The organism is Lacinutrix himadriensis, assembly GCF_001418105.1.
Classification (GTDB): domain Bacteria; phylum Bacteroidota; class Bacteroidia; order Flavobacteriales; family Flavobacteriaceae; genus Oceanihabitans; species Oceanihabitans himadriense.
In genome coordinates this window covers 303,668-327,315 of the sequence record NZ_LIQI01000006.1, presented here as the reverse complement: position 1 = coordinate 327,315, position 23,648 = coordinate 303,668, and the positions used below count along the sequence as shown (strand labels likewise).

The following is a 23,648-nucleotide window of genomic DNA, read 5'->3' as shown; positions in this document are numbered from 1 at the left end:
CTATAATTCCTTTTTATGCAACGTAGAAGTACCTTTAAACTTGTTGATGGTTATTTTAGGATCTCCATAAAGATTCACATCGCTAGTTCCAGAAGCTTCGAGCGTTAATTCATTTACAACATGTATTGTAGCATCACTAGAATCTTCAATAATTAGATTACAGGTGTTTATGGTTAAGTTTTTAGCTGAAAAATCGGAAGAATTAATCGTGTTAAGCACTGCATGTTCTACATCACCTTCCAGTTTAGCAAAAGCACCTTGGTACATTTCTACTTTTAAACTATCGGTTTCTATTAAAGCTTCGGTTTTACTGTTTTCATTTAGTTCTATAATCACCTTATCACTTTCTATATTCAGCTTAGATTTTGAACTGATACCAAAAGTGGATCTGTTATTGTTGGTAAGGGTGAATTTTTTGTTTTTAATGTTTAGAAAAGCTTTTGCATAGTCGTTAATTTTTAATTCTAACGAATCGTTTTTAAGTGTATTAGCAGCACTAACTTCTGCATCATCATTGACTTCTATATAACGAAGGCTTTTAGTAATGTTTACAACAATATTTAATCTTTTACTAGATTGTATTTTTGCCGAAGTACTAAAACTTAGTACACTATCTTTTACCGAAAACTCAATGATTTCATGTAAGTTTTCATCGGTTTCAATTTCAACGGAAGCGGCATCACTTTGTATTAATTCTATTTCAAATTTATCACCAAAAGTAATCGTGTTAAAATCGTCTATTATAGTTTCTACAGTAGTAACATTTTTATTCCCTTTTACCTTTTCTTGAGCAAATCCTTTTACAGCAAGCATTGCAATACATAGCGTCAAGAGTCCTTTTTTAAACATTTATTTTGTAATTAATTGTTATGTATACAAATATATGCAAAAACCATCCCAAACTTGATTTTAAGTTTAGAATGGTTTTTTATGCTAAATAAATTCAGCAAAATTGGTTGGTTTTATTGTTTACGGATACTGCCAGAGACACCATCGCTTTTTTCTATAAATACAGGATTTCCATAATAAGAAATGTCTCCACCACTAGTAGCTTTGGCGTATAATTCCTTTTTTGTGTTTACTGTAATTCCTGCGCCACTTGTAGCTTTTACCTTTGACGAGTTGGTTATTAAGTTTTGTGCTTCAATATCGCTTCCGCTAGTGGCATGCGCGGTTAGGGAGTTTGCAGTTCCTCTTAATACTAAATCGCTTCCGCTTGTAGATTTACAATCTAATGTTTCTACATTAATATCTAAATCCATATCACTTCCGCTAGTGGTACTCAATTCTAAATGATTAGCAGTAATGGTATTTATAGAATAAACATCACTTCCGCTGGTAGACTTAATGCTTGAAATATCTTTAAAGCTTAGTCTGATTTTTTTAGAATCTGCGTTACCTATATTTTTATCTGCATAAATTCTTAAGGTACCGTTTTCTACTTCGGTCTTAATAAGTTCATGAAGATTTTGATCTGCTTCTACAGTTAATGTAACATTTTCGCCTTGGGTTAAATAAAGGTCTAATCCATTACTTACTTTTATAGAAGTAAAAGTACCTTCAATATTTCTATTTTCTGTAGAAACGTTTCCTGTTCCGTTAATTCCGTTGTTAAAATTAACATCAAAATTACAAGACGTAAATAACAAGCTAATTAGCAATGTTATAATGATTTTGGCTAGTGTGGTCATAATTGTTCGTTTTTTGATTGATTGATTAATAGTTCAAATATTATATTTTTTGTTAGTGATTAATAACTTAAATATCTGAATTGTTGTTTTATAATGATGAATTGTTAATCGTCGTCTGAATGTATTTGAATACCATCTTCATCGATATGTACTTTTACGTCGTTAGCATTTCCTCTAACGCCATTTTCGTCAATTTTTAGATTAGAATCTTTCGTTTTAATTTCTAGACCATCGTTATGGATGTTAATACTTCCTTCTTCATCATTAACATTTATTTTAATTTTATAGTCTTTTTCGTCTTCGTCTTCTTCCGGACAATCTAAACAAGCAGCTTCGTCATTAAGGATTTTAAAATAATGTCCAGCATCTCTATATGTAACTAAATTGTTGTTGGACGTATAATGATTTAAAAAGGACCTTGTATTCTTGTTTAATTTTAAAACCGTTCCTTCTGGGATATATAAGGTTAATTTAATCTCTTGATCGCTAAATTTATTTTCAGCATCGGTTGTTAAATACTTATCCAGTTGTATCGTATTGTTAACTAGTGCATACTTGTAAATTATGTTTTCTGCACGTTCTTTAGCGGTTTGATAACTGTTACCATCTGCATTTTTTTCCACATGTAAAGTAGCGATGGAATCTTCGGTAGATCTAATCGTTATTTTTATGTCTGAAGAATAGATAATTTTTTCATCATTATCTCCGTATGCTAAGTAAAAAGAGTTTCCGCTTCTATGCATACTTTTATTGTACGCATTATTGTCCATCATTTTAATATTTAAGGTATCCTTTGCAGTGATGTTGTACTCTTCTTTTTCATTCACCGTAGCATCAAAAGCATGTTCTGTAGCCTGCGTAACACCAATTACAACTAATCCAATGATAGCCATTAACCATAAACCTAGTAACGAGAATTTTGCAATGTTACCAATCGATCTAAGGTTGTTAATCAGAATTTTTAAGCCTAAATAAAAGATAAAGAAAAACGGAATACCAATTGCGAATAAGGATAAAAGCGAAACAAGCCAAACTGGAGTTCCTGCTGCATTTGCAGTATCTACAATATCAAATCCAGGAACATTTATAGCATCAGAAATACCAACGGTAAACATACCTATTATTAATCCGATTAATGCCGAAGCACCAATGATGATTAGAATAATTCCTATAAATTTTGCTGCTACTTTTAAGAAAAACATAAAAATGTCTCCAATAGTGTCAAAGAACGATGTAGAAGTCGATTTTAAGGAGTTACTTTTTTTTTTAAAGTCGATATTTTTTGCAGCATCACTAACCGAGTCGGAAACGTTTTTTGCAACGTCGGAAACCGTAGAAATACCATCCTTAATTTTCTTTTCAATATTACTAATGTTAACAGGCTCGCCTTTCATCATTAGTTTATCACTGGTGGTTTTTGCTTCCGGAACTAAAATCCATAATAATATGTACAGTAAAACTCCTGTTCCTGCACCAAAGATTAATAGAATCCATATTAAACGAATCCAAATAGCGTCGATACCGAAATAATGCGATAATCCAGCCGAAACACCACCAACATAAGAGTTGTCTGTATCTCTAAAAAGCTTTCTAGAAGCAGTTCTGTTACTAGAGTGTTGCTTAGGTTCGTCTTCAAATATTTCATCGTCTACAATGTAATCCTCTGGTTGTCCCATAATGGTAATTACATCGTCTACTTCTTTTACACCAATAACTTGCTTGTTGTGTTTAACACGCTCGTTAAAAAGTTCTGCAATTCTTGCTTCAATGTCCGAAATGATTTCCGAACGACCTTGAGAGTCTGTAAACGAACGTTTAATAGCCTCCAAATAGCGTTGTAATTTTGTGTATGCATCTTCATCTATATGAAAAAATATACCTGCTAAATTTATGTTGACTGTTTTATTCATTTTTCGTTGGTTTTTGTCTTGTTACTATATTCACTGCGTTTTGTAATTCGTTCCAAGTAGTGGTTAATTCTTTAAGAAAAAGTTTTCCTGTTTCTGTTAAACCATAATACTTTCTTGGAGGTCCTGAGGTGGATTCTTCCCATCTGTAATTAAGAAGTCCTGCGTTTTTTAATCTAGTAAGTAAAGGGTAAATAGTTCCTTCTACTACTAGCAATTTAGCGTCTTTTAATGTTCCAAGAATTTCTGCAACATAGGCATCATTGTCTTTTAAGACAGATAATATGCAGTATTCTAAAACACCTTTTCGCATTTGTGCTTTTGTGTTTTCTATCTTCATAGTTTTCTTTTGATTTTGTTATAACTGTTCATTTTTTGATGGATGAGATTGATGATTCGTAATTATGTAAATAACGAGTGATTAGTTCGTGTAATTTATTTTAAAAAATTGATGGTTAATGGGTAATTAAACAATTGGCCATCTCTTGCTGTTAAACTTGCTTTGATTATAAAAACAAGTTCTAATAAGAAAGCTATAATCGCTAATCCTGCAAAAGCACCACCTATATATAATAGCGGAGAAGGCTTGTCTAAGTTGATGCTAATATTTTCAAAAACATTAATGTCTATAAAGTCTATTTGTTTAAAAATATTAAAGATGAAAAACGGAACCGTTAGCAATCCTATTACAATACTATATAGTAAAATGCTAATCTGAAAATTAATTGCTTGCTTACCATGGGCATCTACAAATTCGGATTTATCCTTATTAGCAACCCAAAGTATTATCGGACCAATAAAATTTCCTAGAGGAATAATAAACCTAGAAAAGGTAGATAAATGAATAAAAGTTGCAATGTTTTTTTGATGGTTATTTTCCATGATTAAAAAGTATATAATAGTTTCTTATACAAATATATGTCTTTAAAAAGGTATTATGTTACGCATAGTACTAAAAATTAACAAAAAATTAACAAATTGGATTGTCATTTTTTTTCGATATTTTTGAGGAAACTAATATAAAAATGAAGCTAACACCAGGAAAGATAAATTCGTTTAACCTACTAAAACTACCTTCTGTTTTTTTTACAGGAATTCGCGTTAAAGCTATTGATGACAACTCTTGTGTCGTATCTGTTAAGCATAGATGGATAAATCAAAATCCTTTTAAGTCGTTGTTTTGGGCGGTACAAGGTATGGCTGCCGAGTTAACAACAGGGTCATTAATGATGATGAAGATTAAAGAAAGCGGAAAAAATATTTCGATGCTTGTTACTACCAATAATGCGATTTTTACAAAAAAAGCAACGGGCAGAATTACCTTTACCTGTAATGATGGGAGTAAAATTGATGCAGCAATGACGAAAGCAATAGAAACGGGAGAAGGACAAACCATCTGGATGCAATCTATAGGTACAAATGTAGATGGAGTAGTAGTTTCAATATTTAATTTTGAATGGTCTATTAAAGTTAAAAAGAAGTAAACAGTATACAGTCTCAGTTTTCAGATTATTATACTTACGGTCACTGAGAAAATGGTAGACAATTAAACCTTTGTGAATCTCTGTGTAAGCTCTGAGGACCTCTGTGTTACAAATTTTTTACGTGTAAAATTTTGTAACAAAACGAAACGAACAACAACTCATAGACATTATTAATACATAAACTTATAAAAATGACAGCACACGAAATAGATTACCGAATTTACGGAGAAGAAATGCAATATGTGGAGATTGAGTTAGATCCTCAAGAAGGCGTTGTTGCAGAATCTGGAAGTTTTATGATGATGGATGATGGTATTAAAATGGAAACCATTTTTGGTGATGGTTCGCAAAAAGATACTGGATTTCTTGGTAAGATTTTAGGAGCAGGGAAACGTATCCTTACAGGAGAAAGTTTATTTATGACTGCCTTTTATAATGATTTAAGTGGTAAGCGTAACGTGAGTTTTGCATCTCCGTATCCAGGAAAAATTATCCCTATCGATTTAACCGAGTTTGGCGGAAAATTTATTTGTCAGAAAGACGCCTTTTTATGTGCAGCAAAAGGTGTAAGTATAGGAGTCGAGTTTTCTAAAAAACTTGGAAGAGGATTATTTGGAGGTGAAGGTTTTATTATGCAAAAATTAGAAGGAGATGGTATGGCATTTGTACATGCTGGAGGTACCATGGCTAGAAAAGAATTAAAAGCAGGTCAAACGTTGCGAGTAGACACCGGTTGTATTGTTGGTTTTGACCAAACCGTAAATTATGACATTGAGTTTGTTGGAGGTATAAAAAATACAGTCTTTGGTGGTGAAGGTTTATTCTTTGCAAAGCTAGAAGGACCAGGAACCGTTTTTGTACAGTCTTTACCTTTTAGCAGATTAGCAGGTAGAGTATTAGCTAGTGCGCCAAGAACTGGAGGAAATAGTAAAGGTGAAGGTAGTATTCTTGGTGGAATTGGCGATTTACTAGATGGTGATAATAGGTTTTAGTAATACCATCTACTTCATTAATAAATGCATCTTAACTAATTAGTTGAGATGCATTGCTTATTTAAAGTGGAAAACAATACTTTTGAAAACAAGCGTAACCTTAGATTATTATAATGCGACAATTTTATTTTTTATTACTTCTATTATTTTCTTTGCAATTAGCACAAGCACAAATTGTAAATATTCCGGATGCGAATTTTAAAAACGCATTAACCAATACTTTATGCGTGGATACAGATAATGATGGGTTGGGAGATGCAACTGTGGATACTAATGAGGATGGTGAAATACAATTAACAGAAGCACTAAACGTAGTGACTATGTTGTTTGAATCACAAAACATAACAGGTACAACTGGTTTAGAAGCTTTTTTAAATTTAGAGAACCTATTTCTAGAAGGTGCTCCTTTAACAACTCTTGATGTAACACAAAACGTAAATTTAGTACAGTTGTCTTGTTCAATAACAGAATTAACATCTCTTGATGTAACTCAAAATCCAAATCTAGTTGGTTTAGATTGTGGAGGAGCTTTTCTCTCAGAAATAGACGTAACACAAAACCCAAATCTTAAACATTTAAGTTGTTATGGCAATACTATTTCTATTTTAGATTTAAGCCAGAATCCAGAATTAGAAACACTATATACAGACAATAATAATTTAACAAGCTTAGATTTAAGTAATAACACTAAATTAAAAAAATTATGGAGTGGTTCTAATTTATTTACAACTCTAGATTTATCAAATAACTCTTTATTAGAACAGTTATATCTTGATAATTGCCAATTAACTTCTCTTTTTTTAAAAAATGGAAGCATATTACAAAGTGAATATTTTCAAATTCAAGAAAATCCTGATTTGGCATATATTTGTATTGATGAAATGGAGCGTGATTTTACCCAATCCAAATTGGATGAATATGGTTATACAAATTGTAGTTTAAGTTCTTATTGTACTTTTTCTCCAGGTGGAGAGACTTTTTCGGTGGTAGGCCAGTGTGTTTTAGATATAAATTTAAATGGCTGTGATGGTGATGATTTGTATTACCCAAACCTTAAATTTAATATTTCAAATGGAGCTGAGAACACATCTTTTGTTTCAAATCTAAATGGTTTTTATGATTTTGAAGTGGTAGCAGGAATGCATACCATTACACCTCAGTTTGAGAATCCTAATTATTTTTCAATTTCACCAACAAGTTATACTGTAGCATTTCCAGAAACAGCAAGCCCTTTTGTTCAAGATTTTTGCATTACTCCAAATGGTACTATTAATGATCTAGAAATAACTCTTATTCCTATTAATCAAGCGAGACCAGGATTTGATGCCGATTATAAAATAATTTATAAAAATAAGGGTACAACTACGCTTTCTGGAGAAGTAAGTTTTGATTATCTTGATAATGATGGTTTAATGGAGTTACTTTCTACAACTCCAACAGCAGATAGTCACGAAAATAATATTATTACTTGGAATTACACCAATCTAAAGCCTTTTGAAAGCAAAGAAATACTAATTACTTTCCATTTAAATACACCAACAGAAACACCTCCATTAAATGGTGGAGATCCATTAGGTTTTGTTGCTAACATCTATCCTTTAGATACAGATGAAACACTTTCAGATAATAATTTTCAATTAAAACAGATAGTTGTAAACTCTTTTGATCCAAATGATAAAACTTGTTTAGAAGGGGAAACGATTAAGCCAGAACAAGTAGGAGAGTTTGTACATTATATGATTCGTTTTGAAAATACAGGGACTGCAAGTGCCATTAATATCGTTGTTAAAGATGAGATTGATATAACAAAGTATGATGTTTCTACTTTAATTCCATTAGACGCTAGCCATGATTTTATTACCACAATAAAAGAGGATAATTTCGTGGAATTCATTTTTGAAAATATTAATCTGCCTTTTGATGATGCAAATAATGATGGTTATGTTTTATTTAAAATAAAGACATTACCAACGCTAGTTTTGGGAGATACTTTTGAGAACGATGCTGAAATTTATTTTGATTATAACTTTCCTATAATTACAAATAATGAACAAACAACAGTTGCAGAAAGTCTAAGTATTGATGATTTTGATTCGCAAACTAACATACAATTATATCCAAACCCTGTACAAGATGTTTTAAATATAAATGTGATTGAAAATATTAATGTAGTTAGTATTTATAGTGTTAATGGTAAATTGTTACAAGAAGTAAAATGGCTAGGCGCTAATAGAAAAAAGAAACAGCTTCAAGTTGGTGAATTGTCTGCTGGTATTTACATCGTTAAAGTTAAAACAGATAAGCGTTTAGAGACTTTTAAAATCATTAAAAATTAAGATTTGTTAATAAGAATTCTGTGTTAAAGTTTTGTTTAAATGGAAAACCAATGCAGTTTTTTCACTATATTTAATCAAATTAATAAACCAACAGCCTATAAAACATTTCTACTTTTTATTTACAACTAAACTAAATTAAATTATGGCAAGAGCAATGTTCGAGTACACCAAAACTGTACTTAATAAAGTAAGTTTTGATGCTACGTTGTTTTGCAGAGAAGTGCAAAAAGCTATCAGTAGATTGTTACCTTATGAAATTGAGGAACTAAAAATATTTATTGAATCACTTGTAAAGCAAAATCCCGAGCTAAATCAATGTTTAATCTATTTAAAAGAATAAAAAAAAAGCGACTAATAGTCGCTTTTTTTTATTTTTAATAGCAAGTTTTTTTTATAATTCTAATCTAAAGAAATACATTTGCTAAAATTTTTTAAGCTGAAAAAAGTATTTATATACATATTATTACTAGCATTTGCTTTTAAGCCAATGTATTATGTAAGTCAAGTACTTTACTACGAGCTTAATATTGATTATATTGTAGATACCTATTGCGTTAATAAAGATAAACCAGAACTGCAATGTAATGGTAAGTGTCATTTGGCAAAACAACTACAACCGGTTTCTAATGACAACAATAGTAATGATGCTATTTCTAGTTTAGTAGAGGCTTTTACATTTGTTTATTATAACGAATATCCTTCCATAGTATTTCATACTGTTTTCTTTTTAGAGAATAGAGAAAAATCTTTTTTCCATAATAAAAACTATGCCTATTCTTTTGCGCATACTCATTTCAAACCTCCAATTGTATAATTTTATTTTTTAGAATTAGACTTTTATAGTCTTTATCCAATGAACTTTTAAATAGTATTTAAGCGAGTTTCTCTGTATCTGAAACCTTGCTGTAATTTGTAGTGGTTTACTATGAATACTATTTATGTTCTTTTGGAGCAAACCAACAATTCACAAAATTAAAATAATACAAAATGAAATTATTAAAATATACATTTGCGTTCTTAGCATGCGCAGCAATTACTTCTTGTGCTTCAGATGATGATAACAACAACTCAGAAGATTTAACAGGACAAACCGGCGAAGTAACTCTAAAGTTTGACAATGGCGTAGGAGATCAAGACTTTATCTTCGGAACAACTTATAACAAATCCAACAACGAATCTTTTCAACTAGAAAATGTAAAATACATTATTAGTAATGTACAATTTACAGATAGTAATGGAAATACTTTTATGTATCCTACTGAAGATAATGTGTTTATAGTAGATGAAGCCGATGGAAATAATGCAGGTGAAATCTATGTTACTTTAGACGATGTAGATGCTGCAGATTATGTTTCTGTAACCTTTGGTGTTGGTATAGATCAAGATCGTTTTGCGCTTGGAGCAGACGGACAAGGAGATTTTTTAGATGAAGCATCCGATGAAGGAATGATGTGGAGCTGGGCTTCCGGTTATAAATTTATTAAATTAGATGGTACGTTCTCTACAAGTACACTTACAGATGAGCCATTAAACGTACACATGGGAAGTGTAGGTACTGCATTAGATAATTACCGCGAAGTAACTTTAGCTTTTCCAAATACAGTCCTAGTAAGAGACGATGCTTCACCAGAAGTACACATTAAAGCAGATATCGCTAAAGTATTTGATGGAGCTACATCTTTGAATTTTGCAGATGGTTATGATCAAGTACATACCGATGCTAATGAAACGCCTATTATTGCAGATAACATTAACACAATGTTTTCTGTACACCACGTACACAATGATTAATTAGTAATTAAAAATCAAGGAAAGCAATATGGTTTTCCTTGGTTTTACTAAACACATAAAACATGAAAAGAGTAGCTCTTTTTTTATTCGTGTGCTTTGTTGTTTTGTCGTGTAATAAAGACTCCGAAACACAAAGTGAAGGATACGTAGCAATTCCGCTACAAGTAGAACTCCCAGAAAATTTTCCAGAAATGGCTTATAATTTGGATAATAATCCGGTTACAGAAGCTGGTTTCGAACTTGGTAAAGATTTGTTTTACGAAGGGAAACTATCTTCCAACGGCGCAATTGCATGTGCTTTTTGTCATGAACAAGCTTTTGCTTTTACACATCACGGACATAATTTAAGTCATGGTGTAAATGGAGGAATAGGTTTTAGAAACGCACAACCCATGCAAAATTTAGCATTTCAAACTTCCTTTATGTGGAATGGATCTGCCACACACCTAGATTTACAACCTATTATTCCTATTACTAGTGAAATAGAAATGGGCGAAACCTTGAGTAATATTATTGAAAAGTTAAGCGCAGATAGCGAGTATCAAAAAAAGTTTACACGAGCTTTTGAAGATGGCGAAGTCAGTACCGAAAATATGCTGAAAGCACTATCTCAATTCATGGTAATGATGGTTTCTTCCAATTCTAAATACGATAAATATGTTAGACAAGAAGACAATGTCGTTTTATCTACAATCGAATTGGATGGCTTAAATACCTTTCAACAAAAATGTACTTCTTGCCATGCAACAGATTTGTTTACCGATCAAACTTTTAGAAATAATGGCTTGCCTGTAAATCCTTTATTGAATGATACCGGACGTTATGAAATCCTTGAAGACCCTAACGATTTATACAAATTTAAAGTCCCAAGTTTAAGAAACGTTGCCGTTTCCGGACCTTATATGCATGATGGCCGATTTGCAACTTTAGAAGTGGTTTTAGATTTTTATGATGCTGGTGCTGTAGATAATAGCAATGTAGATCCATCGCTTTTAAGAGAAGATAATACCTATGGAATCACGCTTAACGATTACGAAAAAGAAAGTTTAATCGCTTTCTTGAAAACATTAACAGATAACGAATTTTTAGAAGATGAACGTTTTGCAGAATATTAAAACAGGAATAATACTACTTGCACTAGTACTTTTACATACCAATTTGGTACAAGCACATACTATAAAAAAAGTATGCACACATGACGAACCATTTAAAGTGTATTGTGATTTATGTGGATGCTCCACTAGTAGCGGAAGCTTTGGCTTTGGTACCTTAAGCAATGCTAATTTTGTTGGTGTACGATACATATACCAAAATTTTGAGTCTAGAAACGGTATTTTTGAAAACTCACCAACCAGTAAAGAAAGCTTTAATACCTACCAATTGTGGGCGCAAATACCAATTAGTAATTCTTTTTATGTTAGTGCTAATTTGCCATATCAAGATTTAACTAGAAACTTTAATGATGCGAAAGAAAACATTAACGGTTTAGGAGATGCAAGTGTTATTGGTTGGTTTAAATTACCATTTTATAAAAAACAGGATACCGATAAAGTCGATTTTAATATCGAACGAGAAGCTTCCGGGCATTCCTTGCAATTTGGTTTGGGTATAAAATTACCAACCGGTAAGTTTGAAGAAAGCTTGGCAGATAATATAAATCCGGGATTTCAAGTAGGAACCGGAAGTGTAGATGGTATTTTCTCTCTAGGTTATAATTACGGTGGAGACAAATACGGCGTAAACACCCTTTTTAGTTATTACTTAAAAGGCGAAAATAAAAACGATTACCAATTTGGGAACCAGTTTAGTTATGCAACTAATCTATATCGTGCATTTGCAACAGAAAAAATGAATATCATGCCATTTGTTGGTGTTTCTGGAGATGTATATAAAAAGATTACGCAGTATGGCGAAACTTTAGAAGACACCGACGGAAACATTTTAAATGCTTCTATTGGATCGGAATTAGCCATCGATAAATTTATTTTTGGTGCCAGTTAACGTTACCAATTAGCCAAAGTTTATTTGGTGATAATGTAGAGTCTAAACAGCGTTTATCGGTTTATGTGAATTTTGCCTTGTAGTATTTCTACTGAATTTTATATAAAAACAGATTGTGTAAGCAGTCTGTTTTTTTTTATTTAAAATGTTTCTGATAGCTTACTAATTCATTCAGAATATTACCACACTATTTCCACACATTTATTTTTAAGAACTATATCTTTGCAGCATGCAATCTAAAATCCTTTTTATTACACCTCCTTTTACGCAGTTAAATACCGCGTATCCTGCAACCGCTTATCTTAAAGGGTTTTTAGAAAAACACGAGATAACGGTTACGCATTGCGATTTAAGTATCGAGCTTTTTACTTCTGTTTTTAGAAGTGATTTTCTACGTGCTATTTTTCAGGAAGCTATCGATTTGGAGAATTATCAGTACCCAGAAATGAGCAAAAGAAAGGATATGTATATTTCTAGAGTAGATGTGGTGCTTGCATTTCTTCAGAAACAAGATATTAAAACGGCTAATAAAATCTTAGAAAAAGGTTTTTTACCATTAGGGCATCGTTTATCTAAAGTAAATACGACTATTAAGTGGGAAGCAGGAGAAATAGGAGTAATCGATAAAGCAAAGCATCATGCAACGCTTTTTATTGAAGAAATTGGCGATTTTATTCAAGCCAATGTCGATGAGTTTTTTGCATTTACAAAATACGCCGAGCAAATTGCGACTTCGGCAAGTAGTTTTGATCAACTGGATACTTTTTTGAGTTATCAACCTACCATCATAGAAGAGGAAATGCTAGATATTCTAGTCGCGCAAATCGAAGAACATACACCTGTTTTGGTTTGTTTTACCATTCCTTTTCCTGGGAATTTATTCGCAGCACTACGATGCTCTCAGTTTATCAAACAGCTTTTTCCAGATATACATGTAGCTTTTGGTGGCGGATATTGTAACACCGAATTACGTACGCTAGAAGATCCTAGAATTTTTGAATTTGTAGATTTTATTTCCTTAGATGATGGCGAAGGTCCTTTGTTGAAAATAGTCCGTTATCTAGAAGGTAAAGTCGATGCTAGTGAATTAGAGCGCACCTTCGTATTAGAAAATGAGGAAGTGGTGTACAAGAATAAAATTCCGAATACCATTTACCATCATAAAAATTTACCGGCACCAGATTATTCCGGATTGCCTTTTGAGAAATATGTTTCTTTTTTAGATGTTGTAAATCCGATGCATCGTATGTGGACAGATGCCAGATGGAATAAACTTACTATTTCGCATGGTTGTTACTGGAAACAATGTTCGTTTTGTGATGTGACTTTAGATTATATTGGGAATTATCAAAATACAACAGCCGAAGATTTAGTCGATAAAATTGAGAAAATAACAAAGGATACCGGCATTACTGGTTTTCATTTTGTAGATGAAGCTGCACCTCCTAAAATACTAAGAGCTTTGTCTAAAGCATTAATCGATAGAAATGTAAAGATTACTTGGTGGACCAACATTCGATTCGAAAAAACATTCGATTTTGAATTATGTGAAGTCATGGCAAAATCTGGTTGTATTGCAGTAACTGGAGGTTTAGAAGTAGCTTCCGATAGATTATTGGCTAAGATGAAAAAAGGGGTAGATATTGCTCAGGTTACCAGAGTAACCAATAATTTCTCTAAGAATAATATCATGGTGCATGCCTATCTTATGTATGGATTTCCAACGCAAACTGAACAAGAAACTATCGATTCTTTAGAAGTCGTGCGACAATTATTTGAAAGGAATTGTATTCAGTCTGCATTTTGGCATCAATTTACAACCACTATTCATAGTCCGATTGGTCAGAATCCGGAAGCATTCGGTATCGAAATAACAGGGCCTGTTTTTGAAGGATTCGCCCAAAACGATTTATATCATGTAGATCCGCAAGGAGCAACCCATCCTAAATATACCAAAGGTTTAAACGTGGCACTTCATAACTATTTAAATAATGCAGGCTTTGAAGAGAAGTTACAAAACTGGTTCGATTTCCCGGTGCTTCCAACGAGTCATTCTAAAGGTTTGATTGAAAGTTTTTTAGCTTAACGTTTTTCTGAAAAAGAATTGGAGTACGTTATCGATCTTCTTGTTAGTGGTAATTTACGCTTTGTAAAAAAAACGTATAAACCCTGTTTTCGGGGATGCTTATAAGGTTTGCAATTCCTACATTTGTGCATGTTTTTAAAGTTCCGATACTTTTTTACTTTTCATTTGTATGCTATACTTCTATTGGTATGGCACAAACAACAACATTTATTATTGAAAGTGAAGGGGAAAAGGTAGATCAGCTTTTTTATTATTTCAATAATGGTTTTGAAAAAAAAGCATACGAGGAAGCGCATCATGTATTAGGTGCTTTTAAATCTGAAAAAGCGATAACGAATACCAATTTATTATTGGCGTACTACCATAGTAAATACGTGGCTATGGATTCTTCCATTTATTATACCCATCAAGCACTTAAAAGTAAAAAGAATATTAAAGATTCTTTAGGTGTGCGATTAACCATATTGTCTTATCAACTTCTAGCCCTAAATAACAAAAACAAGGGCTTGTATCAGGAAAGTAAAAAGTGGCATATCAAAGGAGCAGAACTCAGTGAAAAGCATAAGGAAACAAACTTGTACTATACGCATTTACACGGATTGGCAAGTACCTATGTTACTCTTGGGAAAACAGAAGAGGCTTTAGCCCTTTTTGATAAATGTATTGAATTTTCTAACGATGAAGAACTTATTTTAGGAAGCTATATTAATTTAGGTTCTATCTATTCATCCCTTTCTAATTATGAAAAAGCCAACGCCTATTTACAGAAAGCAAAAGATATCTGTGAGAAGGATACACATAGAAAGCAAGCCTTAGTAAACGTTATAATTAATATAGGAGATAATTATTTAAGTCAAGGAGAAACAGACAAAGCGCTTACGGCATTCTACGAAGCAAAAGAAATTAGCAGAGACAATAGATCTTATAATTTAGAACTCATCATTTTAGGAAAAATAGGAACTATCTTATTCAATGAAAAAAGAGATAGCGAAGCACTTTTAATTTTTTCTAATACGCTAATTAAATCTTTGAATTTGGGGAATTTAGATATAGAGATGAATAGTTATCTCATGTTAGAAAAGCTTTCGCTTCGAAAAGGTGATCATCGCAGTGCTTATAGCTACGGAAAACATTATTACGAGATAAAAGATTCTATCGAGAATTCACAAACGGAAAAAGAGATAAACAGTTTAGAGGTTAAATTTAAAACGCTAGAAAAAGAAAAAACGATAAAACTATTACAGATAGAAAATCTAAATAAGAGTTTACATATTAAGAACAAGGATGCAGATATAGAAAAGTATAAACTGCAAGAAGCTATTATTGCAAAACAAAATGAAAATCAGGTTTTACAATTACAAAACGGTGTTGAAAAACGTAAAAATGAAATCGCATTACTTAAAGAAAAAGAAACTTTAAAAGCTTTAGAGCTAGATAGAGAAAAGACTATTAAATACATTGTTCTTGTGGCTTTTTTCATTTTATTAGTGCCAATTGCCGGACTTTTAATTATCTATTATCAAAAATTACAAGCACAAGGTTTGCTTAATCTAAAAGAGAAAGAGATTAATGAGCAACAAGTGATTTCCTTAAAAAAAGATCAAGAAATAAAGCTAATTAAAGCAGCTGTTAGAGGGCAAGATCAAGAGCGTAAAAAGATTGCTCAAGAAATGCATGATAGCGTTGGTGGTAACTTAGCGGCTATAAAATTGCAATTTAGTCAGCTTTCGAATCATCCAGATAAGTTGAAATTAATTTATAGTCAGCTAGATGATACCTATGAGCAAGTACGTAATATATCGCATAATTTATTGCCGAAAAAAATCAGAGAAAATGATTTCGTTTTTTTAATCAAAGAATATATCCATACTGTGGAAGATGCTAGTGAGATACAATGCAATATTTCTTTTTATGACGAAGAAAAGATCAATAGCCTAAACAAAATTTTACAAAACGAATTGTTTTCTATCTTTCAGGAATTAACAACCAATACGCTAAAATACGCAAAAGCGAAAACCATAGATATACAGTTAGACCTTTTAAACGAATGTCTGTTTTTTGTGTATGAAGACGATGGCATCGGATTTGATGTATCCAAGACTACATTGGGTATCGGTTTAACGAATATTAAGAATAGAATTGAAAATTATAATGGCAAATTGCATATCGATTCCAAAGCGAATAGAGGTACCAATATCCATATAGAAATCCCATTAAAAGCATAAATAAATGAAGCATAACCTTATTATAGCCGACGATCATAAAATGTTTTTAGATGGTTTATTAAGTATTCTAAAAACCGAAAGTAATTACAATATTCTATTTACGGCGAAGCATGGCGGACATGTTCAGAAATATATTTCGATAAATACAGAAGAAAAAATAGATCTTGTAATTACCGATGTCACTATGCCAGAAGTAGATGGTATTGCTTTAAATAAGTGGATTAAGAAAACAGATAGAAATATAAAAACGTTAGTGGTTAGTATGCATAATGACCCAAAAATTATTGATGATCTTATTGAAAGTAACGTGGATGGCTATCTTCAGAAAAATGCACAAAAAGAAGAGTTCTTAAAAGCGATAGCCACTATTTTAGGAGGAGAAAAATATTTCTCAAAAGAAATTAAAGATATCTATCTGAAAAATAAATTTGAAAAGAATAAAGAAAAGGAAATCAAACTTACCAAAAGGGAAGTGGAAGTCATCTCGCTAATTGCGGAAGAATTTACTACACAAGAAATTGCCGATCAGTTGTTTTTGAGCAAGCATACTATTGAAAGCTACCGAAAAAACCTGATTACCAAACTGGATGTTAGAAATCTCGCCGGACTTACCAAATACGCTATAAAAAAAGGCTACGTGTCTTCCTAGTATATATATTCTCATTAATTATATCCAAGGGTTCTATTTTATAATAGAGCCCTTTTTTATTACTTATTCTCCAAAGTAAAGTCCTACAGTATTTTAATGAAAAACATACTTTATAGGTTATCCTATTCCGTGTTATTTCATTTTAAAAATAAACAAAATACATTTTTAACTACTTGTAAATCAGTTAATAGTTATTAAACACCCTGTTTTCAGGGTATTCATTTTCACTAAAAACGGGGTTAAAACAAACGGACTTCTGCCATAAATTTGTACCAGAGAATAAGAAACACCATAAGCGAATAACATAAAAAATATCAGGTGTTTCCATTCTAAAAAAAAACAAACAAACTTTAACCATTAAAAACAAAATTATGACTTTCGGAATTACACTTATTTTATTAAGCATTATCGCAGTACCATCTTTATTACTATCCAAAAAACCTAACGCAAAAGAATTGTTGGAAAAAATAGAACCTTACCAAGGTTGGATCGGACTTATTTTTTGTTTTTATGGTGTTTGGGGTATTATTTTTTCCATTTTAAATTTAGGTTGGCTTACAACATTCCCAATTTGGTGGGTAACATTATTAGCAGGAAGTATTGTAGAAGCTGTTCTAGGATTTATGTTAGGATTTAGCCTTATTAATAAACTTGTTTTATCTAAAAATGAAGCTGCTAAAGAAAAAGCAATGGTGCTAAGAGAAAAATTAGCTCCAAAACAAGGGAAACTAGGAATCGTAGGGCTATTTGTAGGTGCCTGGATGATTGTTGCTTCCATCTTATTCTTCTAAAAAATATAAAATTAAAACTAAAACATAAACTAAAATTATTATGAAAAAATTCATCTTTTTAATGGCGGTGTTATTCACGGTATCCTCCATAGCACAAGAAAATAGAAATACTATTACCGTAGTTGGTGAAACCGAAACAAGTGTAGAGGACAGTAGCTACACGATTTTAATCTCCTTACAACAAATACTTGTTTATGAAGGGCAGGGCGAAGTAGAAGTAGCTTCTGTAAGCGACGTAAAGAACAATTATATTAATAAATTAGGAGATTTAGGTATCGATTTTAGCAGGTTTCGTAGAAGTACCTATTACGAGTTTGCTGCGTCTTATGGGCAAGGCAGAGTAACAGAATATTACTATCTAAAAACATCGAATAAAGAAGAAGTTCGAAAAATTATAAATCTAAAATTAGCAGGAACATCTATTGCGAATACAGAGATAGAAGCCAAGAAGTTAACAAACGATGCGTTGGTAGAACTTGCAAAAAAAGCAATGGATAATGCAAGAGAAAAAGCGGAAGCTTTAGCTGCAAAAATGAATAAAACTATTGGAGAAGTTGTGGCTGTTGTGGATCAAAATACAAGCGGACAATATGTGCAGAGTTATGGTACTTCTACATTGCAAAGTCATGTAGTAACGGTCTCTTTTGAATTAAAATAATAAAAAAACGAACATCTATAAATTAATAAAATAAATCAAAAATCATGAAAATTAAATTAGTAGTATTATCCGTATTCACTTTCTGTTGTGTTTTTAAAGCAGAAGCTCAAAAATTAAAAAAGTTTGGAAGTTCTGTAGAGAAAAAGATTGGACCAAAAACAATTAAAGTACCTTATACAGATGTGATATCTTATTTAGGTTACGCTTCTGCAGGAAATGAAGACGAGATAGTAGATGGTAAGAAATTCCATTATATATACATCTGGATTCCTGCTGTTGCTCCAGAACTTGGTGTAAGAATGCTTTCTCCAGTAGCTAAAACAAAAATTAAAGGAGCTATTAGTTCGGAAGCTTACACAGAAAATGCTTCTTCTAGCGATTATTTTGATACGTACATTACTTTAGAACGTTCTACCATTTTCAAAAAAGAAGATATTACTGTAGCGGCTGCTAAAAGTGCTACTTGGACTAAACTAGATAGCAATGATGATAGTAGTGAAATGCCGAAACAACCTAGTGGAAGAAGTTACAATTCGTTATTAAGATATAAGAGTGAAGTGGGGAGTCCTACAAAAGCTTTAACTGCTGGTTTATATCGTATTGGTTTTACAACGTATAAAACAGGAGAAGTTAAAGGAACCTTTTTAGCAGAAGTTGCAGCTCCAGTAAAATTACCAGGTGTAGTAATGGCTAAAACCATTGAAGACCTTAAAAAAGAACTATAGAAATAAATAGATATTTGTCTTTTTATTAAGCACCTCTTTATATAAATGAAGAGGTGTTTTTATGTATAGCTTTATCCTAAAACACAAAAACGAAACAGTTATAGATTTTGTTTCGTTTTTAATTTGTTAGATATCTGCTATTGTTTAGATAGCTCGGTAAGAATAGTTGTTAATTGATTTTCTTTAATTGGTTTAATAATGTAATCTGAAACTTCACTTATCTTTTTTGCTCTTTCAATATCTGAAGTATCCACAGAAGAAGACACCATATATATGATTATTTTCTTACCTAATTTTGGTTTGATTTTTATGTATTCTTCCATAAATTGAAAGCCATCCATAATAGGCATATTTATATCGAGTAGAATAACATCTGGAAGTTCTTCGTCATTGTTAAGATTCTCAATCATAAAATTTAAAGCCTCTTCACCATCAGAAAAAGCAATAATGTTTTTTGCTATGTTAAGGGATTTTATAGTTTTTTTTATGGTAAATTGATATATATCATCATCGTCAACAATACAAAAGCTAAAATTTTTACTCATTATCTATTCTCTGTTTATTAAAGTTAATACAAAAAGTAGAGCCAACATGAACTTCACTTTCTACTGTTATTTTTCCTCCCATTGCTTCCACTTGTACTTTGGTCATAAATAAACCAACACCTTTAGCGTCTGGATGTCTATGAAATACCTTGTTTAAACCAAATAGTTTATGACCATGCCTTTTTAAATTTATACCTAAGCCATTATCTTTAAACTTTAGTTTGAGGACACCGTTTTCAAATTCTGAATGAATAAAAATTTCTGGATTTCTATCATCTGATTTGTATTTTAATGCATTGCTCAACAAATTAAGAAAAATACTTTCTAAATAAACTTTATTATAGGTAATATTTGCTTTTTTTGAAAAATCACTAGTTATTTTGGCTTTAGTCTTTATAATTTGACCTGTAAGAATCTCTTTTGTCTTGTTTAATATATCATCAAATGAAATATTCTCTAAGTTACTAGATTCTTCGTTTTTTGTTTTTAAGGCTTCAATTAAAGTGTTTAAAGTTTCTGTTAAATGATTTATGACGATTTCAAATTTGTCGAATAAAAGCACTTTTTCATCTTCCGTTTCTGCTAAATTATAAATTTCTAATAAAGAGTTTAAATTACTTACAGGAGCACGTAAATTGTGTGAGGTTATGTGCACAAAATCTGCTAGTTGCGTATTTTGTAAAGTAAGTTTTTGTGCTAATACTTCTAAACTTTCATTGGCTTCTAAGATCTTTTTTTCTGCTTTTTTCTGATTCGTTATATCTCTAATGGCAGCAGAAACAAGTAGGCCTTCTTCGGTTTTTAACGGACTTAAACTTATTTGTATTGGTATTTCTTTGCCTTGTTTGTTTATACCGTAAAGATCTCTTCCTTCTCCCATTTTTCTTGTTTTAGGAGCTTCAAAAAAACTTTTACGGTGTGTAATGTGTTTGTTATTATCTTTTTGTGGTATTAATAATTCTACTGGTTTATTAATTAATTCTTCAGATACGTAACCAAATAATTTTTCTGCCTGTTTATTGATTAGCTGTATTTTGCCATATTCATTTACAATTACCATAGCATCTGGAGCAGATTCAAGTAATCCTTTGAATTTAATTTCTGCCATTCTTTGTTGTGTTACATCTTGGCAGGTACCAATGATTTCAATAACATTGTCTGCATCATCTGTAACAACTTCTCCAAGTAATTGTATGCTTTTAATTTTTCCACTAGTGGATATGATACGATGTAGTAGATCATAAAAATGTTTATCCGTTCTAGATTTTTCAAAAGATTTACTTACCGTTTCTTTATCGTCTGGATGCACAAAACCAAAGTAAGTCTCAAAATTTAAAGTCTCTTTTGGGTCTACTTCAAAAATATTAAATAAGTTACTAGACCATTTTACATTATTAATAACAGTGTCCCATTGCCAGTTTCCTGTCATGGTTATTTTTTCAGCAGCATTTAAAACTTGGTTTTTTCGTAAAAGGTCAGACTCTATCTTTTTTTGAACGGTGATATCTCTAATTGCAGTAGAAACAAGAAGACCTTCTTCGGTTTTTAACGGACTCAAACTTATTTGTATCGGTATTTCTTTTCCTTGTTTATTTATACCGTAAAGATCTTTTCCTTCTCCCATTTTTCGTGTTTTAGGAGCTTCAAAAAAGCTTTTGTGATTCGTGTTTTGTTCGTTATTATCTCTATGTGGTATTAATAATTCAACACTTTTATTAATTAATTCTTCTGGGGTATAGCCAAATAAATTTTCAGCTTGTTTATTAATTAACTGTATTTCGCCATATTCGTTAACTATTACCATAGCATCAGGAGCAGATTCAAGTAATCCTTTGAATTTAATTTCTGCCATTCTTTGTTCTGTTACATCTTGGCAGGTTCCCATCATTTCAATAAGATTTCCATCCTTGTCTAAAATGACTTCTCCTAGTAGTTGAATTGTTTTTATTTTACCATTTTTTAATTGAATACGATGTAATAAATCATAAAACTTCTTGTCCTTTTTAGATTTTTCAATAGATATGCTAACCAATTCTTTATCGTCTGGATGCACATAACTAAAGAAGGTGTCGTAAATTAAAATTTCTTTTGGGTCTATTCCAAAAATATTATAGAGATTGACAGACCATATAACATCATTGGTAATAACGTCGAGCTGCCAATTTCCTACCATGGTTAGTTTTTCGGCAGCATTTAAGGCTTGGTTTTTTCGTAAAAGTTCAGATTCTATTTTTTTCTGTTCGGTGATATCTCTTATTATTCTTAAATAGCCAATGCTTTCTCCGTTTTCATTTTTTATGGGAGTAAGTATGGAGTTTGCAATAAATGAAGTGCCATCTTTTTTAATAATCGTCCACTCGCGAGCATCATAACCATCATTTTGCGCCAATAATTGATAGGGATCAACATCCGAGTTTTCATTTTTATATTGTGATAAAATATCCTTTTTAAACTGTTTAAATTCTTCATCAAGAAGAAAAAATGTAGTTTTTTTAAACCCAATCATTTCAGAAGCAGAATAACCTAATAAGGTCTCGGCACCTTCGTTAAACTGATATATAATACCATCATTATTCGTTGCTATTATAGCTGTTGTTAAAGTAGATTTCATTTTAATTGGGGCCTAATTATACTTATTTGCTTTTGTTTGGCTATAAGAAATTAGTTTAATTACTAAGCGTGTTATTGTGCTAAGTTAAATTTTTTATCTAACGAATAAAAATAATAAAGGAACGTAATAGGTTGTATCCTTTATTCTTACATGATTTTTGATGCTTTTTAGAGGTTATTGTTTTTCCATTTAATATTACAACCAATGCTTGGTTTTTGCTGCGTTTTATTTTCGGTTTTATTTAAAATACAATCTAATGCATTTTGTAAATCTTTTACTGTAATAGCAATACCGTTTCCTGGTCTCGAGTCATCTAATTGTCCGCGATATGCTAAGTTTAAATCGGAATTAAAAACATAAAAATCGGGAGTGCAAGCAGCATCATAAGCTTTTGCAACTTCTTGCGTTTCATCATATAAATAAGCAAAAGGATATTGGTTATCTATAGCATGCTCTTTCATTTTTTCTGGTCCGTCTTGCGGGTAATTCCCTGCATCATTACTAGAAATAGCTATAAACGAAACCCCTTTTGTTTCATATAGTTTTGCCAGTTGTACTAAAGAAGCATTTACATGAATTACAAACGGACAATGGTTGCATATAAACATAACCACAGTTGCTTGTTTTCCTTTTAATTGCTGAAGGGATAATGTTTTGTTGGAAACCGTATCTAATAATTCGAAATTTGGAGCTTTTGTGCCTAACGGAAGCATATTTGAAGGTGTTCTTGCCATGATTTAATTTTTCACTAATGTAAAAAAAAGTAAAATACAAAAAGCAAAATATAAATTCCAAAAACAATATTTTGTACATTTAGCGCATGAGTAATACAATAACTTTTGACGATTTTACTAAAGTAGATTTGCGAGTAGGCACTATTATAGAAGTTAACGATTTTCCGGAAGCTAGAAATCCAGCATACCAACTTACCATAGATTTTGGCGCTTTAGGTATTAAAAAGTCTTCTGCACAAATAACCACTTTATATAAAAAAGAGGACTTACTAAACAAACAAATTGTTGCTGTTGTCAATTTTAAGAAAAAACAGATTGGTAAATTTATGAGCGAATGCTTAGTTGTTGGTGCTGTAAATAATAAAGATGTCATTTTATTAAATCCGGAAAATAAAGTCAAAAACGGATCTACTGTCTCATAA

The 23,648-nt window shown here is 31.5% G+C and carries 23 protein-coding genes; 15 read left to right on the top strand and 8 right to left on the bottom strand.

Annotated features, from left to right (window positions below; all coding sequences use genetic code 11):
• The 5 genes from AMD28_RS01945 to AMD28_RS01925 all read right to left on the bottom strand — a co-directional run bounded on the left by AMD28_RS01945 (window position 1) and on the right by AMD28_RS01925 (window position 4,480).
• Window positions 1–849 (bottom strand): GIN domain-containing protein, encoded by an 849-nt coding sequence (locus AMD28_RS01945; protein ID WP_055442473.1) that lies wholly within the window; start codon window positions 847–849, stop codon window positions 1–3.
• A gap of 113 nt (window positions 850–962) precedes the next feature.
• A complete protein-coding gene (locus tag AMD28_RS01940) occupies window positions 963–1,691 on the bottom strand; it encodes a head GIN domain-containing protein (protein WP_055442472.1) in 729 nt (242 codons plus the stop codon).
• A 104-nt stretch (window positions 1,692–1,795) separates the two neighbouring features.
• Window positions 1,796–3,601, bottom strand: coding sequence for a PspC domain-containing protein (locus AMD28_RS01935; protein WP_055442471.1), 1,806 nt, complete (start codon window positions 3,599–3,601; stop codon window positions 1,796–1,798).
• Window positions 3,594–3,938 (bottom strand): PadR family transcriptional regulator, encoded by a 345-nt coding sequence (locus tag AMD28_RS01930; protein ID WP_055442470.1) that lies wholly within the window; start codon window positions 3,936–3,938, stop codon window positions 3,594–3,596. Before AMD28_RS01930 ends, AMD28_RS01935 begins: the two co-directional genes overlap by 8 nt.
• A 95-nt stretch (window positions 3,939–4,033) precedes the next feature.
• Entirely contained in the window at window positions 4,034–4,480 is a 447-nt protein-coding gene (locus AMD28_RS01925; RefSeq protein ID WP_055442469.1) for a DUF4870 domain-containing protein, read from the bottom strand.
• Between the two features lie 143 nt (window positions 4,481–4,623).
• Here AMD28_RS01925 and AMD28_RS01920 point away from each other — a divergent pair, with 143 nt between their 5' ends.
• The 14 genes from AMD28_RS01920 (at window position 4,624) to AMD28_RS01855 (ending at window position 19,336) form a co-directional block, all read left to right on the top strand.
• Window positions 4,624–5,082: a DUF4442 domain-containing protein gene (locus AMD28_RS01920; protein WP_055442468.1), complete on the top strand. Its 459-nt coding sequence runs from the start codon at window positions 4,624–4,626 to the stop codon at window positions 5,080–5,082.
• Window positions 5,083–5,273: 191 nt separating this feature from the next.
• The gene (locus AMD28_RS01915) at window positions 5,274–6,074 is read left to right on the top strand and encodes a TIGR00266 family protein (protein WP_055442467.1); all 801 of its coding nucleotides are present in this window, start codon (window positions 5,274–5,276) and stop codon (window positions 6,072–6,074) included.
• A 113-nt stretch (window positions 6,075–6,187) separates the two neighbouring features.
• Entirely contained in the window at window positions 6,188–8,410 is a 2,223-nt protein-coding gene (locus tag AMD28_RS01910; RefSeq protein WP_055442466.1) for a DUF7619 domain-containing protein, read from the top strand.
• A 142-nt stretch (window positions 8,411–8,552) separates the two neighbouring features.
• Window positions 8,553–8,750 carry a hypothetical protein gene (locus tag AMD28_RS18825; protein WP_055442465.1) on the top strand — a complete coding sequence of 66 codons (198 nt, stop codon included), beginning with the start codon at window positions 8,553–8,555 and terminating at the stop codon, window positions 8,748–8,750.
• A 78-nt stretch (window positions 8,751–8,828) separates the two neighbouring features.
• Entirely contained in the window at window positions 8,829–9,224 is a 396-nt protein-coding gene (locus AMD28_RS01900; protein ID WP_055442464.1) for a hypothetical protein, read from the top strand.
• Window positions 9,225–9,397: 173 nt separating this feature from the next.
• A complete protein-coding gene (locus AMD28_RS01895) occupies window positions 9,398–10,201 on the top strand; it encodes an MbnP family protein (RefSeq protein WP_055442463.1) in 804 nt (267 codons plus the stop codon).
• 62 nt (window positions 10,202–10,263) lie between these two features.
• The gene (locus AMD28_RS01890; protein ID WP_055442462.1) at window positions 10,264–11,316 is read left to right on the top strand and encodes a cytochrome-c peroxidase; all 1,053 of its coding nucleotides are present in this window, start codon (window positions 10,264–10,266) and stop codon (window positions 11,314–11,316) included.
• The gene (locus AMD28_RS01885) at window positions 11,294–12,202 is read left to right on the top strand and encodes a transporter family protein (RefSeq protein ID WP_055442461.1); all 909 of its coding nucleotides are present in this window, start codon (window positions 11,294–11,296) and stop codon (window positions 12,200–12,202) included. Before AMD28_RS01890 ends, AMD28_RS01885 begins: the two co-directional genes overlap by 23 nt.
• A gap of 229 nt (window positions 12,203–12,431) precedes the next feature.
• Complete coding sequence (locus AMD28_RS01880; RefSeq protein WP_055442460.1) at window positions 12,432–14,288, top strand: B12-binding domain-containing radical SAM protein; 1,857 nt, start codon at window positions 12,432–12,434, stop codon at window positions 14,286–14,288.
• A gap of 188 nt (window positions 14,289–14,476) precedes the next feature.
• On the top strand, window positions 14,477–16,513 hold the full coding sequence (locus AMD28_RS01875; RefSeq protein ID WP_161804610.1) for a tetratricopeptide repeat-containing sensor histidine kinase: 2,037 nt from the start codon (window positions 14,477–14,479) through the stop codon (window positions 16,511–16,513).
• A gap of 4 nt (window positions 16,514–16,517) precedes the next feature.
• Complete coding sequence (locus AMD28_RS01870; RefSeq protein ID WP_055442458.1) at window positions 16,518–17,162, top strand: response regulator transcription factor; 645 nt, start codon at window positions 16,518–16,520, stop codon at window positions 17,160–17,162.
• Window positions 17,163–17,533: 371 nt separating this feature from the next.
• Entirely contained in the window at window positions 17,534–17,953 is a 420-nt protein-coding gene (locus AMD28_RS01865; RefSeq protein WP_055442457.1) for a hypothetical protein, read from the top strand.
• Between the two features lie 40 nt (window positions 17,954–17,993).
• On the top strand, window positions 17,994–18,611 hold the full coding sequence (locus AMD28_RS01860) for an SIMPL domain-containing protein (protein WP_083478215.1): 618 nt from the start codon (window positions 17,994–17,996) through the stop codon (window positions 18,609–18,611).
• Between the two features lie 44 nt (window positions 18,612–18,655).
• Window positions 18,656–19,336 carry a Lipl32 family lipoprotein gene (locus AMD28_RS01855; protein ID WP_055442455.1) on the top strand — a complete coding sequence of 227 codons (681 nt, stop codon included), beginning with the start codon at window positions 18,656–18,658 and terminating at the stop codon, window positions 19,334–19,336.
• Window positions 19,337–19,473: 137 nt separating this feature from the next.
• Here AMD28_RS01855 and AMD28_RS01850 read toward each other — a convergent pair whose 3' ends face one another.
• The 3 genes from AMD28_RS01850 to AMD28_RS01840 all read right to left on the bottom strand — a co-directional run bounded on the left by AMD28_RS01850 (window position 19,474) and on the right by AMD28_RS01840 (window position 23,226).
• Window positions 19,474–19,881, bottom strand: a complete 408-nt coding sequence (locus AMD28_RS01850) for a response regulator (protein ID WP_055442454.1) — start codon at window positions 19,879–19,881, stop codon at window positions 19,474–19,476.
• Entirely contained in the window at window positions 19,874–22,492 is a 2,619-nt protein-coding gene (locus tag AMD28_RS01845; protein ID WP_055442453.1) for a PAS domain-containing sensor histidine kinase, read from the bottom strand. The genes AMD28_RS01850 and AMD28_RS01845 overlap by 8 nt, the downstream gene beginning before the upstream one ends.
• A 167-nt stretch (window positions 22,493–22,659) precedes the next feature.
• Complete coding sequence (locus AMD28_RS01840) at window positions 22,660–23,226, bottom strand: thioredoxin family protein (RefSeq protein WP_055442452.1); 567 nt, start codon at window positions 23,224–23,226, stop codon at window positions 22,660–22,662.
• A gap of 86 nt (window positions 23,227–23,312) precedes the next feature.
• Here AMD28_RS01840 and AMD28_RS01835 point away from each other — a divergent pair, with 86 nt between their 5' ends.
• A complete protein-coding gene (locus tag AMD28_RS01835) occupies window positions 23,313–23,648 on the top strand; it encodes a tRNA-binding protein (protein WP_055442451.1) in 336 nt (111 codons plus the stop codon).